General features: G+C 64.2%; 12 protein-coding genes. 4 read left to right on the top strand and 8 right to left on the bottom strand.

Annotation, left to right across the window (positions count from 1 at the left end):
- Positions 1 to 12: 12 nt before the first annotated feature.
- The 6 genes from V6N07_RS18210 to V6N07_RS18185 form a co-directional block, all read right to left on the bottom strand.
- The gene (locus tag V6N07_RS18210) at positions 13 to 1,566 is read right to left on the bottom strand and encodes a hypothetical protein (RefSeq protein WP_371158447.1); all 1,554 of its coding nucleotides are present in this window, start codon (positions 1,564 to 1,566) and stop codon (positions 13 to 15) included.
- Between the two features lie 264 nt (positions 1,567 to 1,830).
- Positions 1,831 to 2,463 carry a rhomboid family intramembrane serine protease gene (locus V6N07_RS18205; RefSeq protein WP_371158445.1) on the bottom strand — a complete coding sequence of 211 codons (633 nt, stop codon included), beginning with the start codon at positions 2,461 to 2,463 and terminating at the stop codon, positions 1,831 to 1,833.
- A gap of 5 nt (positions 2,464 to 2,468) precedes the next feature.
- Positions 2,469 to 3,749, bottom strand: a complete 1,281-nt coding sequence (locus V6N07_RS18200) for a hypothetical protein (RefSeq protein ID WP_371158443.1) — start codon at positions 3,747 to 3,749, stop codon at positions 2,469 to 2,471.
- 11 nt (positions 3,750 to 3,760) lie between these two features.
- Entirely contained in the window at positions 3,761 to 4,384 is a 624-nt protein-coding gene (locus V6N07_RS18195; RefSeq protein WP_371158441.1) for a polysaccharide biosynthesis/export family protein, read from the bottom strand.
- 127 nt (positions 4,385 to 4,511) lie between these two features.
- Entirely contained in the window at positions 4,512 to 6,938 is a 2,427-nt protein-coding gene (locus V6N07_RS18190) for a tetratricopeptide repeat protein (RefSeq protein WP_371158439.1), read from the bottom strand.
- Positions 6,939 to 7,003: 65 nt separating this feature from the next.
- A complete protein-coding gene (locus V6N07_RS18185; protein ID WP_371158437.1) occupies positions 7,004 to 7,672 on the bottom strand; it encodes a sugar transferase in 669 nt (222 codons plus the stop codon).
- A 526-nt stretch (positions 7,673 to 8,198) separates the two neighbouring features.
- Here V6N07_RS18185 and V6N07_RS18180 point away from each other — a divergent pair.
- From V6N07_RS18180 to V6N07_RS18170, 3 genes are read left to right on the top strand one after another with little or no spacing between them, the layout of a single operon-like run.
- Positions 8,199 to 8,948: an ExeA family protein gene (locus V6N07_RS18180; protein WP_371158435.1), complete on the top strand. Its 750-nt coding sequence runs from the start codon at positions 8,199 to 8,201 to the stop codon at positions 8,946 to 8,948.
- A gap of 4 nt (positions 8,949 to 8,952) precedes the next feature.
- Positions 8,953 to 10,536, top strand: coding sequence for a GumC family protein (locus tag V6N07_RS18175; RefSeq protein ID WP_371158433.1), 1,584 nt, complete (start codon positions 8,953 to 8,955; stop codon positions 10,534 to 10,536).
- Positions 10,536 to 11,345 carry a CpsD/CapB family tyrosine-protein kinase gene (locus V6N07_RS18170; protein WP_371158431.1) on the top strand — a complete coding sequence of 270 codons (810 nt, stop codon included), beginning with the start codon at positions 10,536 to 10,538 and terminating at the stop codon, positions 11,343 to 11,345. Before V6N07_RS18175 ends, V6N07_RS18170 begins: the two co-directional genes overlap by 1 nt.
- 98 nt (positions 11,346 to 11,443) lie before the next feature.
- On the opposite strand, the gene V6N07_RS18165 is transcribed toward V6N07_RS18170, so the two are convergent.
- A complete protein-coding gene (locus V6N07_RS18165) occupies positions 11,444 to 11,989 on the bottom strand; it encodes a VPLPA-CTERM sorting domain-containing protein (protein WP_371158429.1) in 546 nt (181 codons plus the stop codon).
- Between the two features lie 498 nt (positions 11,990 to 12,487).
- On the opposite strand from V6N07_RS18165, the gene V6N07_RS18160 reads away from it, so the two are divergent.
- Positions 12,488 to 13,618 (top strand): glycosyltransferase, encoded by a 1,131-nt coding sequence (locus V6N07_RS18160; protein WP_371158427.1) that lies wholly within the window; start codon positions 12,488 to 12,490, stop codon positions 13,616 to 13,618.
- A gap of 12 nt (positions 13,619 to 13,630) precedes the next feature.
- On the opposite strand, the gene xrtD is transcribed toward V6N07_RS18160, so the two are convergent.
- Positions 13,631 to 15,250, bottom strand: a complete 1,620-nt coding sequence (xrtD, locus tag V6N07_RS18155; protein WP_371158425.1) for a VPLPA-CTERM-specific exosortase XrtD — start codon at positions 15,248 to 15,250, stop codon at positions 13,631 to 13,633.
- Positions 15,251 to 15,300 lie beyond the last annotated feature (50 nt).

The raw sequence follows: 15,300 nt of genomic DNA, 5'->3' as shown, positions 1-15,300 counted from the left end.
CGGCAGGGCGCATCAGCTGACGGAGGTGCGCCTGCGCAGCAAGGACAGAAAGCCGAATGCGCCCAACAGGGCCAGCCAGGCCGGGGGCAGGGGGACTGCCGCGATCGTGCCCAGGTCAACCTCGCTCGGGTCCAGTGTCGTCCCGGTCGTGCCGCCACTGCTGGTGCTGGTGCCAAAGATCGGCAGCCCACCATCGCCGAACGAGGAAAACGTGCCGCCACCCGTCGAGACCAGCCGCGTTCCACCAGGGCCGCCGCTGGACGCCGACACCACCGTCGGACCCAATTCGGTCAGAAGGCCGGGGGTAGGTGACGACACGCCGCCTGTACCCTCGCCGAATCCGGCGTCGCCCGCGGAGCCAGGATCCGACAATCCGTCCTCGTCGGCAAAGAAGTTCGTGATCCCCTCTAGCTCGGACAAGTAGGGGCAGGCGGGCATCAGTACGTCGCAGGCCCCGACAACCCGTCCCGTTTCGTCCATGGACAGAATCGGAGACGCGGTTGAGGTGCCCACGAAAGCACCCAGATCGGTGATGTCATACGTCTGCGATCCGGTCAGGATCGCGCTGTCGGGCGCCCCCATCTGTGCCAGGACGGTGGGCGCCTGCACCGGGGTCAGACGGTAGAAATGAACATGGCTCCCTTGCGGCCCATAGGCCAGGATACGACCATCCGAGATGATCGAAACAGCGGCTGTCAGGACGATTCCGTCGGGCGCATCGATCAGGTCGTTGAGATCCCTCATGGCGCCGTCGGGGGTCCATAGAAACGCGCGGTCTCCGTCTTCGGTGGCGCTGTAGCCGACGACGCGGCCATTCACATCGATGTCACGGGCCGACCCGGTCTGCGGCCCGCCGGGCAGGTCGCCCAGGTCGATGGCTGCCGCGCCGGGACGCCAGACCACCGGCCGGGGGCGGCCATCGTCGGACAGCGCCATGCCGGCCGCCGCGACCTGTCCGCCGATACCGGTCAGATCGGCGACATGCCCGCGCGCGTCGTCCGAAGGTCCGGCCAGATCCAGAACGGCCGTTTGCGGTGTCCACAAGAACGCCTGTTCGATTCCGTTCGACACGGCCCGACCGACAATGCGCCCGTCGTCGTCTATCCCCGTGGCATCCAGCAGGATCACGTCCGGACCGACATCGGTCACGACCGTCAGATCGCGCATGCCGTTGATCTCGTCCCAGACAAAGGCCCGGTCCCCGTCCGCCGTCCGGCCGCGTCCGACGATCACGCCGGCCGCATTCACCGCGCGCGCGACGCCCGCAACAGGACCGCCGGGCAGATCACCCAGATCACGCGGCTCCTGGTCCGCGGACCAGAGCATGGCGTGCACGCCGCCCTCGGCGGGGCCTTCGCCAACGATGAGGCCCGCTTCGTTGGAGGCATGGGCCGCACCCATGCGCGCATCCCGCACCCGCCCCGCAGGATCGACGAAGAAACCACGCATTTCGGGAACGGCATCGCCGAAGGGCTGCGCCAACGTCCCCAGGTCCAGATCCCGCAACAGCGTATCGAAGTCGCCGCGATCTGACGGCGTCACTTCGACCGGCGCCGCTGTGCTCATGGCGGCGGCAGTTGCGGTAACGAAACCAACAGCGAGGGGTGCAAAACGAAACATCCCCCTGTTTATACACGATTCTGATAGCGTTTCAAAAGAAGCAAATATTTAGGCAGGTTCGCGACACGATTGAGGCAATATCCCTCGATTGGCCGGAATCCGGAGGCAATTCCGGGCACGTGGCCCGGCAAACCTACCTTTCGAAAGGCGGCGCCCTCCGAAACCGCGAATCACCCTCGTGGATCCTGGCCGGTCGGAAGGGCAGGGGGGTCAGGGCGATTGGCGTGACGCGGCCCCCGTGGCCCAGGTCAGCACCAGACCGGTCACGAAGCCGCCAAGGTGCGCCTGCCAGGCCAGAACGGCATCGCGCAGCGTGAAATCCACCAGCGACAGGGTCAGGATGACGAAGCAGATGATGCCTGTCCGGATCCGTGCGTATCGCACCCCCCGTGTCCGAAGGCTGTCGACATGGTCGATGGCGACATAGGCCCCCAGAAGGCCGAACGCACCACCGGAGGCGCCGATCATCGGCGAGAAGGAATGCGACAGCGCCCCGAACGCGATACCACCGCCCAACACGCTGCCGACCCAGATCTCCACCGTTTCGGACGGACGCAGGGCAGGGCCGATCTGCCGAGCGAACCAACCGATCAGAGCAATGTTGCCTGCCAGATGGATCGGACCCGCATGGATCAGCCAGTAGGTGGCAAACATCGTGATGGGCTGAAGGCGGAAGTTCGATTGCCAGTCCCCCAGCAAACCGGGCCAGAAGCCGAGCCGCCCGACCAGCCACAGGCGCGCGCTTGCTTCGGACCCCGCCGCACCCCCCAGCAGCCAGACGGCCACCTCGGCCGTGATCAGCACGCCCGCAAGCCAGAAGTAAGGACGATGCGCCCGGTCCAAGACCTTCAGAAGGCTTGTTGGAAGGATCGGCTCAGCGACAAGGACACCGCAGTCCCTGACGCGTCCGAGCCGTCGTCATCTTTTTCGAACCGGTGACTGGCCCCCATGGTCAGCGCCCAATCCCGGGTCAGGGCCCGCGACAGGCTGGCGCCGATCTGGCCGAAATCCTCGTCGCCTTCGCCGGCCGCATCGCTGCGGGTGATCACGTAGCGGGTGTCGAGGCCCAGCTGCCAGCTGCGGGTCAGCTGCTGTGCATACGTCCCGGACAGGGCGGTGACGGTGCGCAACGCGGGATTGTCATTCGCATCCTCGATCTGGGTGACACGCCGCGACAGATCGAAGGTCACCGCCGACACGTCGGACAGATCGAAGGCCGCCCGGGCCGACCCGATCAGCCCCGGATCGCCGCCTTCCTCGAGCGACACGCCGATCTCGCCGCTCAGCCGTCCCGTGGGACGATCAATCGCGCCGGTCAGGGCCAGATCGCCGCGCAGGCCGGTGGCCTGATCCGTCAATCCCAGACGCAGGCCCAGGCGGGACGTGGCAAAGCGCTGTCCGATGGCCAGGTTCAGACGGGTCTCGTTTTCCTCGTCCTCGCGCAGGACATAGCGCAGATTGCTGGTCGCCTGGATCGTCTCGGTCAGGTCGAGGCGCATGTCGATCCCGCCGGTCAGCCGGGTATCGTCATCGAATGTATTGTTGTCGCCCGAATAGCGCACGCCCGAGACGCCCAGCGAATAGGTGACACCGAACGGGTGATCCCGCCGCGTTTCCAGCGATGCGCCCAGCGAGAACGTCAGGCGTGTCGCCTCGTCGGAGACGGTGCCGTCCAGCAGATCCTCCAGGTCCTCGTCGGACAGATCCTCATCCAGCAACAGGTCCAGCGGCGACAGCGAAGAGACTTCGGAGCGTCGCAGGTTGCCGTCGATCTCCAATGCCGCGCTCCGCGTCTGCCGCTCGTAGGCAAAGCTGAGGGCCGGGTCCACCAGGTCGGACGTGTCGGCGTCGGCCCCTGCCGACAGGCGCAATCCACCATCCAGGGCCGCCTGGAACGATTGCCCCTCGGTGGCCGTGAGCATACCGAGGCGGAACCGGGCCGTCGCATCGAACCGCGCATTGCCGTCGGTGTCGAGATCGGGATTGTCGGATGCCTGCAGCCCATAGGTCGTGTCCAGCGTCAGCAAGCGACCGGTCGGGCCCGCATCCTGCGCCAGCACGGGCTGTGCCATCACCCCCGTCAATACGGAGGCCCCCAGACAGATGGATCGGGAGAGGGCCATGGCCATGCGGTCCGGCGTTATTCGAACAGGCGGCGGGTCGGCACGAGGATCACATCGCCTTCCTGCATCACGACCGATCCATTCTGGCTCCGGCCGGACATGATCGCCTCATAGTTCAGCGGATAGATCGTCTCGGCGCCGGTCACGGGGTTGGTGCGGCGCAGCTGGATCCTCTTTCTGGCGGCAAAATCCGAGAAACCACCCAACTGGGCCAGGGCCTGCAGCAGGCGGGTGCCCGGAACCAGTTCCAGCCGTCCCGCATTGGCGACCTCGCCGATGGCGAAGATGGTGACCACCGGCTCGGGTGCCGGCGTCACCGGAAGGGGCGGGTCTTCCTCGGCCAATCGCGACAGGGACACCACGACCGTCGGCCCGGCCGCGAAATTCGGCGCCAGGGCCGAGACCACGTCGTTCTGAATCGCACCGAGCGACCGGCCCCGCGCCTGGATCTGGCCGGCGAAGGGAACGACGATCCCGCCATCGGGGGCGACCAGCACATCGCGGTTCAGGTCGCTGTCCTCCAGCACCTCGATCCGCAGGACATCGCCGGGCTGGACCCGATATCCCTGGGCTGCGGCGGCGGAGACGGACAACAGCACAAGCAGGCAGCCTGCCAGAAGATGTTTAGCGTGATTGATCATGATGCGGTCTTCTCAGGACGATATCGAACAAGGTTCCCCCATTCCTATGGCAGATCAAGGTCTGTGGGCAGAGGGACATGTCGATGTTCGTCAAGCATATGTGCCTTCTTGATCACGCCCCCCACGATCAAAGCCCCTCGAGGACTTCGCGCGCGATGCCCAGTTGGGGCAACGGCTGATCGCCGCCCAGATCCACGGCCCGCTGCAACGCCGCGCGGGCTTCCTCGGGGCGCTCCAGGGCGGCATAGGCCATGCCCAGATGATAGAGGACCACCGGATTGTCCGGCATGCCCTCGGCGGCCTGGGTCAGATAGGTCAGGGCTTCCTGGAAGTCGCCATCGCGATAGGCGATCCAGCCATAGGTGTCCTGGAAGGCGGGAACATTGCTGTCGCTCAGGCGGCGGGCCACGACACGTGCCCGCGCAAGGCTTTCGTCGTCTTCGCGCAGATCGCTGAGCAGGCTGGCGTAGTTGTTGGCGACGATCAGGTTGTTGCTGTCCACTTCGTAAAGCTGCGCGTAGATCGACAGCGCCTCTTCCAACTGGCCGACCTGTTCGAAGCGCGCGGCCTGCAGCAGCCACAGATCAGTGGCCTCCGGCATCCGTTCCAGGGCGTCGGCCAGCACGGCCTCGGCCTCATCGGGGCGATTGTCGGCCTGCAACAGCCCGTAGAGCCGCTGCACCGGAGCGGGCGCCTCGGGGAAATCGGCGATCAGGCCGCGCAGGTCGGTCTCGGCGGCGCCCAGTTCGCCGTCGGCAATCCTCAGGACGGCGTTGGCGAACAGCAGCCCGGGATCCTCCGGGCGTTCTTCGAGGCGCAGTGCCAGATAGGCGCGCGCCTCGCCGATCTGTCCGGCCTGCAGGCGGGTGCGCACCACGTCCAGGATGACGGCACTGGATGCGGCGTCGTCGGCGCGCGCCTCCAGCAGGGCGACCCCCTCGTCAAAGCGCTGTTCACTCAGCAGGAGGGCAGCCTGCAGGGCCTTGGCCCGGTCGGTGGCAAGGGTATTCCCTTCGATCCGTTCCAGGGTCGCGATCGCGGCGCGTGCGGTATCCGTGTTTCCGGCCATGAGGGCCAGGCGTCCCTGTTCGGTCAACAGGTCGACATTGCCCGGATTGGCCACGACCGCATCCCGGATAACGGATCGGGCGATGCGGTCGCGATCGGCGCTCAACAGGAACCGGGCATAGCGCAGGGCCTCGGCCGGGGCGTTCCCCGACATCTCGAGGGCCAGGGCCAGCCGCTCTCCGGCCAGTTCCGGGCTGCCTGCGCGGGAATGCGCGCGCGCCATGGTGGTCAGGATGTCGGAATCGTTGGGGGCCTGGTCCAGGGCCATGCGCAGGGCGGCGATCGCTTCGTCCGTCTTGTCGGCATCGATCAGCCAATCCGCCTGCATCTTCAGGGCGGCGACATTGCCCGGCTCGATCGAAAGGACCTGTTCGACCAGCGACCGGGCACCCACCGGATCGTCCGATTGGATCAGAAGCTGTGCCAGAAGAGTCCGCAGGCCGTTGGTCTCGGCCGTTGCGTCCGAGGTGCCCAGACGCGCCCTCAGCATGTCCACGGCATCCGTCCGGTCACCGGCATCGAACGCGATGGCCGCGTCCGCGCGGGTATAGGCATCGATGGCCGCAGGATTGTCGGCATTGGCCGCGATCAGGGCCGCCACCTCCTCGCGTGCGGCCTCTGCGCCGCGGGTGCGCAGGATGAACTGGACGACGGCGATATGCCCGTCGACGGGGCCATCCCGCGGCCCGGCGCGGTTGCGCAACAGGCCCTCGACGGCCTCCAGGTCCCCGCGCTGCTGATACCATGCCACAAGATTGCCTTCGATTTCGGCATTCTCGGGGAACCGCGCATACAGATCCAGCAGCAACGCCTCCACCTCTGCGGGGCGGTCCAGCGAACTCAGGACCTGCAGCTTGAGGGTATTCAGCGCCAGGTCGTCGGGGGCACGCGCGATGGCGTTGTCGATCTCGGCCAATGCAGGGTCCAGGTCGCCGTTCGTCAGGTGGCCGATGATCACCAGGCGGCGGGCGATTGCATTCTCCGCGTCTGCCTCCAACAGGGTCAGCGCCTGCGTCAGGGCCGCGTCCATGCCGTCGGTGTCGGGCTCCGACGCATCGCTGGCGTCCATGTAGTCGAGCAGGGCCGCAATCGCGCGGCTTTCGGGCCGATCGGGGTCCAGGTCGACCGCGGCGGGGCCGTGGCGGCGCAGTTCGTTCCAGGCCTCGAGGTTCGTGGCGATCGTGCTCAGGGCGATGCGCACCTCGATGTCATCGGGGTATTGTTCGGCCAGGCGCAGATACTGCGAAAAGGCCGCGTCGGGCTTGCCCTGCTCCAGCAGGACTTCGGCCAGGGCGTTGCGCGCTTCGCGGTGTTCTCCGTCGTAGCGGAAGACGTTGCGGAATTCGACGGCTGCGCGCGACAGGTCGCCCGCCTCACGCAGGTCCACGCCGGAGCGATAGAAGTTCTCTGCGCGTTCTTCGGAGCTTTGGCAGGCGGCCAGGGCAACGAGAAGGACAGGAACGGTTATCCAGCGAAACAGACGCATGGCAGCAATTTCTTCCACAATGAGGGCAAAAGGATGACGCGGGCGATCAGTTCGGCATCTGGCCGTCAGCAGCCCGTCCCGCGCAGCACGACGCGTACCGTCGCCACGAGCAGGCGCAGGTCTTCGGCGAAGGACAGCGTCTTGTAATACTCGGTATCGAACTTCGCACGCGCGGCAAACGTCGACGTGTGGCGGTCGGAAACCTGCCAGGGGCCGGTGATGCCCGGGCGCAGGGCAAAATAGGCGCGGCCGGGATACAGGCTCTTCTGGTTGATCATCATGGGGCGGGGGCCGACCAGGCTCATGTCGCCGGTCAACACGTTGTACAGCTGCGGCAGCTCGTCGATGGATGTCTTGCGCAGGATGCGGCCGATGAGGGTGACGCGGGGGTCATGCGTCAGCTTCTGCTTTGCGCCCCATTCCTTGCGGGCCGAGGGATGCGCGTCCAGGTATTCGCGCAGCTTGGCGTCGGCATCGGGAACCATGGTGCGCAGCTTCCAGATCCGGAACGTGCGACTGGCCCGGCCCAGGCGTATCTGCGAATAGAACGGATTGCTGCCGTCCATGGCCACCAGCAACGCCATGATCCCGATGAACGGCAGCACCACCGGAAGGCTGAAGATCACCAGCGACACGTCGAGGATGCGTTTGAAATACACCGAGTAAAGCTTGGCAGTCATGGGTGGCTTCGCGTCATGACCGGCCGAGTCGACGGGGGGATCGATGAAAGACATGTTCAAAAGCCTCCATCCGGACACCGTAATACATGTGGCATCCAGGCACTCCTGCCGGATAAATTTCCCCATCGCCCGGGCAGTCGAGCCGAAGGGAACCGAAAGCACGGGCATCAGTAATTGCTCAAGCCCAAGTTATAATTATCTTAAAATGTGACAGTTTAACAGGGCTATTGCCCCAAATATGGCACAAACTGCACCTGTCCGCCGTCATGGCTTTCCGATGGGGAGACAATCGCCAGGCAGGCCCATGGATTGTGCACGCTGAGAAGGTTTCTGTGTGATCATTGCCCCATACGCACCCGGTCCGAGTATTTCTGTCTAGTGCCTCGTGAGCCGTATGATAGACAGTCGGAGCAGGCCTTGAAATCCGCATTCCACCTCCACGACAGCGAGCGTTGCCATCAGTCTTTATGTCGATCATTTTGGGTTGACGGACCAGCCGTTCTCGCTGGCTCCGGATCCGGCTTTTCTGTACTGGGGGTCGGCGCATCGGGCGGCGTTCACGATGCTGGAGTATGGGTTGATGACCCGCTCTCCGATCACGCTGCTGACGGGCGACGTGGGGGCAGGCAAGACCACGCTGCTGCACCATCTGCTCGACTCGCTTGAAACGGACGTGATCGTCGGAATGGTGGCCAACGCCCAGGGCGACCGCGATGCCATCCTGCGTTGGGTGATGCTGTCTCTGGATCAGCCGTCCGATCCCCGCGAAACCTATGTCGATCTGTTCTCGCGGTTCCAGTCCTTCCTGATCGACCGTTACGCGCAGGGACAGCGGGTCGTGCTGATCTTCGACGAGGCGCAGGCCCTCAGCCATGACGCGCTGGAAGAGCTGCGGATGCTGACCAACATCAACTCGGGCAAGGACGACCTGGTCCAGGTGATCCTGGTCGGGCAACCCGAACTGCGCGACATTGTCCACGCGCCGGAACTGACCCAGTTCGTTCAGCGGATAGGGGCCAGTTTCCACCTCAGGGCGATGGATGCGACCACGGTGGCCGAATACATAAAGCATCGCCTGGCCGTCGCGGGGGCGGAGGGCGAGATTTTCTCCAAACAGGCCATGCAGCTCGTCTACGATGCGACCGGCGGCGTTCCCCGACTGGTCAACAAGCTGTGTGATGTGGCCATGGTCTATACGTATTCGAGCGACAGGCTGCGTGTCGAGGAGCGGACGATTCAGCAGGTGCTGGAAGATGGACTTCTGATCGGCGGACCTGCGTCGGCTGCGAACAACGACCAGCTTCTCCTCGACAAGACATGGAGGGTATGAGCCGATGGATATCCGTTTCTACCTCTCTCTGCTGCTGCGCAGACTGCATTACATCCTTCTGCTGGTCATCCTGGGCACTGCGCTCGGGGCGACCATCGCGCTGATCCTGCCGCCGCGCTACGTGGCCCAGGCCCGCCTCGTTGTCGAAAGTCAGCAGATCCCGGACGAATTGGCCGCGTCGACGGTCCAGGTCGAGGCGAACGAGCAGCTGCAGATCATCCGACAGAGGATTCTGGCCCGCGGCACGCTGCTGGACATGGCCGACAGTTTCCGCATCTACACCGCGGAGGAGCGGGCGGACCTCTCACCCGACGACATCGTCTCGGACATGCGGTCGCGGATCGGGATCGAGACCACGGGCGGCAGCCGGCGCAACCGCTCCAACGCCACTTTGGTCGATGTCACCTTCTCGGCGGCGCGGGCGGAACTGTCCTCCGCCGTGGCCAACCAGATCGTGACCCTCATCCTCGAAGAGAACGTCGAGATGCGGACGACGGTGTCCGGCCAGACCGTCGATTTCTTCGAAGGAGAAGTCGAACGCCTGGGGCAGGAACTCGCCCAGAGCAGTGCGCGCCTGACCCTGTTCCAGGAGGAGAACCGGGACGCCCTTCCGGAGAGCTTGGAGTTCCGGCGCTCGCAGTTGCTGTCTGCGCAGGAACGCCTGATCGACATCGGCCGAGAGCTTGATCAGCTTGCCGATCGCCGTCGCAATCTCGAAGCGCTTTATGACCAGACGAACGGGCAGGGGGTGATCGCCCCCGAGGCCCAGACCGCCGAGGCGCGGGAACTGCAACGCCTGCAGGAAAGATATGCGTCCAGCTCGGCGGTCATGTCGGATGCAAACCCGCGTCAACGCGTCCTGCGTCAGCAGATCGAGGCCCTGGAAGAGATCGTGGCCAACCAGGTGAACACCATCGCGCCCGATGCCTCGACCCCGGCCCTCAGCCCGCTGGACATCCAGATCGCGGATATCGACAACCAGGTTGCCTTCCTGGAACAGCGTCAGACACAGATTACCGCCCAGATGGAAGAGTTGGCCCGCACCATCGAGGCGACGCCCAACAATGCGGTCACGCTCGGCGGGCTGCAACGGGATCTGGAAAATACCCGTTCCCAATACGACCGTGCGGTGGAGGCCCGCGCCCGGGCCGAGACCGGCGATGCCATCGAGGCCCTGTCCAAGGGCCAGCGGATTTCCATCATCGAGAACGCGGTCGCGCCCAACGCCCCCAACAGTCCCAATCGCCCCAAGATCCTGCTGGCCGGGTTCGGCGGCGGCCTCATGGCGGCATTGACGCTTATCGTGCTGTTGGAGTTGCTCAACACCTCCGTACGCCGGGCCGCCGACATCGAACGCGGTCTGGGCATCACACCAATCGGAACATTGTCCTACATGCGCACCCGCCGCGAGGTCATCGGTCGGCGATTGCTGATCGGCTTCGTCCTGCTCGTGGTCATATTGGGGGTTCCTGCAGGAGTATGGGCCGTGGACACCTATTACAAACCCGTCGATCTGCTCTTGCAGAGCATTCTCGACCGCTTGCCTGACATCCCGCTTCTGACCGGGCTTCGGATCGGAGGGTCCTGATGGAACGTATCCAGACCGCCATCGCCAAGGCGCGCGCCGCCCGCGACGGTGCGCCGCGCAACGTGACCCGCAAGCCGGTCCTGCGCCCCAGCGATGTGGAGGCCGCCTGGGCCGCCGTGCCGATGGCCGACCTCAACAATCGAAAGCTGAAGGCCCGCCGGGTGACCGCATTCGAGAGTGGTTCGGAAACGGCCGAGTTCGATCGGCTGCGTACCCGGATGCTGCAACGGATGCAGAGCAAGAACTGGACCCGGGTCGCGGTGGTCTCGCCGACGGCGCAGAACGGAAAATCGACCGTGGTTTCCAACCTGGCCTTCAGTTTCGCGCGTCAGAAACACCTCAATACCATGGTGATCGAGCTTGATCTGAGGCGGCCGGGCCTGTCACCGATCCTCGATCTGCCACGGGGGTTGGACGTTTCGCGCGTGCTGGAAGGGCAGGCGGATTTCGCGGACCATGCCGTCCGACTGCGTGACAATCTGATCATTGCGCCGACATTGCCCGTTCAGGGCAACGCCGCGGAGCTGCTGCAGTCGCCGGATACGGCCATTGCCTTGAACGGCATCGCCGAGGATTATCGCCCGTCCGTGATGATATTCGACATGCCACCCATCGGGGTCAGCGACGACGTCATCGGTTTTCTGTCCAACGTGGACTGCGTCCTGATCGTTGCCGCGGCCGGAATGACCAGCCTGACCGAGATCAGCGATTGCGAAAGGGATGTCGCGGAACGCACCGAGGTTCTCGGCGTGGTTCTCAACAAGTGTCGTTATGAGCCGAAAGGGACAGGCTACGGCGACTACTACTGAGATGCCCGGCCGAAGCCGGCCCCGGGATTGCCCCGGACATGAAAAAAGGCCTGCGGTATGAACCGCAGGCCTTTCGTGTTTCTCATGCCGTTGAAGGATCAGGCCTTCTGGGCTTTCTTCTTGCGACGGGCGACCGCACCGGCACCGGCCAGAGCCGTCAGCAGGAGCAGGCCACCGGCGGGCAGCGGAACGGCAGCCGTGGTGAAGTTCATCGTGGCCGCGACCGTGCTGGCGGAACCATTCTGGAATTCGAAGGTGAACGATTCACCCGTACGCAGGATGAAGCCCGGCAGAGTGCCGCCACCGAATGCAGTGGTGCTGCCCGGAAGGATGATGGTCGAGTCCAGCGTGGCACCGGTGATGTCGTTGATGCTGGCGCCGGTGTATCCGAAGGTCAGCTGGGCGATGGACGCACCGGACTGGTTGCCGGTTGCCGAGACGCTGATGAAGTCGTTGACCCGCATGTCTTCCAGCGCCGTGAAGGTATAGCCCACCGACGACGAGGTCGGGGCAATGTTCGTCGCAATGCTGGCGTCATCACCGATGTTCAGAGCACCACCGGAAGTCAGTGTGGCAGCGGAAGCGGCAGCACCTGCAACTGCGACGGACGCAGCGAGCGCGATGGTCTTGATCGTGGATGTCATGTTGGGACCTCGTTAAGGAAATTCGGTTCTTGATATATTATGGTTTCTTTACGACAGAATTCGACCGCAATCAAGAATATTAACAAAAGATTACCACATGCGGCCCCACACGCGGACACAGGTTCCCCAGCGGCAGGCAGGCGCGCCGTAGATCAAAGAAATACAGATGGTTAAGGGTCATTCAGGGGGGCCGACGGGGCGTTAACCATGGGCCATGCGGAGGTCTCATAATACGGTCCGCTAGTCGATTGTCCCGCATCAGTGGACGCCGGGCCCTGATTCAGTGAACGGCGAACGCCCTCGTTCAGGCGGATTCGAGGCGCCTGGGGGCGGCGGCCGTGGTGTCGCTGTCGTTGCAGGGATCGCGCAGGGCGCCTTGCCTGATCCGACGATGGGGCAGGTGGCCGAAACAGGCAGGCACATGCGGTTCCGGCCCTATGATGCACGACGCCCTTGGGCCATAACCGGGCACGACCCGACCGATTGCAGGTGAACGAGATGGATGGATACCTTACCAAGGCAGCAGCCCGATCTGTCTTGTCCTCGAAGGTCGGCGCCGCCGCCCGTGCGTATCTGGGACGCCCCTTCTCGGCCAAGGTGGATCGGCGCCTTCTGGTGTATTATCATCCGAACCCCATCAGCTGGGCGCAGATCTACCCCTTTGCCTACTATGCCGACCGCATTCGCGCGAAATACGGAACGGACATACGGTTTCGGCCGGTCGAGGATTTTCTGTCCGGGCGTCACATCGCAACGGGCCAGAGCGACGTGGTCCTCGTGCAGCCATGGTTCGACGTCGAACGACGACGCCTTGCGCATGCTCTGGAAACGCTGGTGGAACGACATCGGCCCGCGTGCGTCGCCTTCATGGATTCATTCGCGCATTCGGATATCCGTCTGATGGGGACCGTCGATCCCTATGTCGACGTATACGTGAAGAAGTCGCTCTTCAAAGACCGCAGCCTCTACCTGCGCCCCTTTCGCGGGGACACGAACCTGACGGAATATTATGGAGACCTGTACGGGATAGAAGCCGATGCCGTAGATTGGCAGGTGCCGTCGGCATCGCTGTCCAAGCTGCGGGCAGGGCCCAACTTCCACACCGCACCGATCTTCCTCGACCATCTGTCGAAATCGCCGGCCCTGCCGGATACGGAACGTGGCATCGACATCCAGACGAGGCTTGGCACGAAAGGGTCGGAATGGTATTCCGCCATGCGCTCCCATGCCATGAAAGCGGTCCATGCGCTCGAGGGGACCACCCAATCCCCGCCGGGGCGGCTCTCGCGCAAGGCATACATGCGGGAAATGAAGAACTCGAAACTGTGCTTCAGCCCATTTGGATACGGCGAGTTGTGCTGGCGCGACATAGAGGCATTCGTCACCGGGGCCGTCCTGGTGAAACCGTCCATGGAACACCTCGATACACTACCGGACCTCTATAGTCCGGGTGTCACCTATCTTCCGATCCGCTGGGATTTCGCCGACCTCGACGAGACCGTTCATCGTGCGCTGGCTGACCCCGATCTGCGATCCTCTCTGAGCCGCGCCGGTCACGACCGACTGCTGCATTATGTCAGGACGGAGCAATTCGTCAACGATATCGCGTTCCTGTTCGAGGCGCCCTGACAGCCAGCCCGATCAGCCTTCGGCGTCGAAGGCGATTCCCGGCATGACCGCCGGGATGAGGTCGATCGTTTCGAGGAAAACCTCCGCCAGGCGGGTCTCGGCCTGGGCCTCGGTTTCGCCCCGCTGGATCGGGGTAAGCAGGCGCACCAGCCCCCCATCCGTGCGCCCGTAGCGGATGCCATCCCAGACCAGCCAGAACTTGGCGGCATAATCCCAGGCCACATGGCGGCCGTGCTGTTCGAACCAGTAATAGGCCATCATGCGCTGCTCACCCTTCTGGATGACGGCGCGGTTGACGTTGTAGGCCTTGCCGATGCCCAGCTCCGCGCCCAAGTCGACGCGCTCGATCCAGGCAATTTCCCAGCCGGCGCCGGGCAGGCAGACTTCGGGCGAATGGGTGCCGCCGTTGGACTGATCGGCGTACCAGGCCATGAACAGGCCGACGGACGCATCCGCATCGGGCGACGACAGCTCTACCGAATGGTAGTCATCGGCCCCCAGCGTCGCCTCGACGGCCGCGGACAGCGGCAATGTCGGAGAGCTTTCCCAAGCGCCGACCTGACGCGGGAACAGCACGAAGGGATCGCGGGAGATCGGCTGGACCTCGACACGGGGCCGCCCCTCCCATGCCAGTGCGGAAACCGCCACCAGCACCACCGCCGAGATCATCGCCGGCGAGGCCCGGACCAGCCGCAGGCGATCCATCTGCCGGACCAGTCCCGAGGTCTCCAGGTCCATGGCATCCAGCAGGCTGGGCCGATTGGGCCGGAACTGCAGCAGGATCCAGGCCAGGACGAACAGCAGCAGCACGCAGATGACGAAGATCACCCAGCCTTCGAAGAAATGGGTGAACCCCTCGAGGTACTCCAGGCCTGCGTATTCCACGATCCATCCCGCAAAGGCGATCCGCACCGAGTTCATCACGACGGTGATCGGCACGGCGGCCAGCAGCAGGATCGCCTTGTGCCACATGGGGCCGCGGTAAAGCACCGCGAACACGTAGGAGAACGACAGGATCGGGAACAGATAGCGCAGCCCCGAACAGGCCTCTGCCACATGCAGCTTGTAGACGCCGAGATCGATGATGTTGCCTTCGAGAAAGACGGGCACGTCGATCAGGTGCAGCATCCAGACGCCCAGCTCCGAAGAGATCGACTGCAACACTGTAGAGATCTTGTAGTAGAACACCCCCGGCAGCGGCAGCATGTAGACAAGGTGCAGGACCGGCGGCCAGAACTGCTTGCCCACCTTCCAGCCGAACGAGATCAGCAGGATTGCCCCGACCCAGACGATCAGACCGTAGGCCACGAAATCGTCGATCCCCGACAGCTTGCCCATCAACCCCAGAACCAGCGCCAGCATCAGCACAGCCACCCCGGCACCGCGGTCGGTGACGGGGCCCGCGTTGACAGGCACTTCCTTGAGCTGGCGCAAAAACAGGATCGCCGACAGGATCGGAATGATCGGCCCGTGGCTGTATTCCGGCAGCTCCCAGGCGGTCAGGAGGGCATCGATCCCTTCCCGGAAATAGATCCCCGCCACCACGGTCGCCAACAACAGGCACAAAAGGCCAGGTGTCAGATAGGCAGACGGGGTGACCGGGCGCCCGGTCGTGGAACTGGAAAAAGCCATTCGACGCAACGCTCCCGAGACGTGGAGATCGGCAATCCGGGACCGATCCG

This window comes from Jannaschia sp. 2305UL9-9 (assembly GCF_041403465.1).
Taxonomy (GTDB): Bacteria; Pseudomonadota; Alphaproteobacteria; order Rhodobacterales; family Rhodobacteraceae; genus Jannaschia.
The sequence above is the reverse complement of the archived record's forward strand: the minus strand, read 5'-3'. Positions and strand labels throughout refer to the sequence as shown.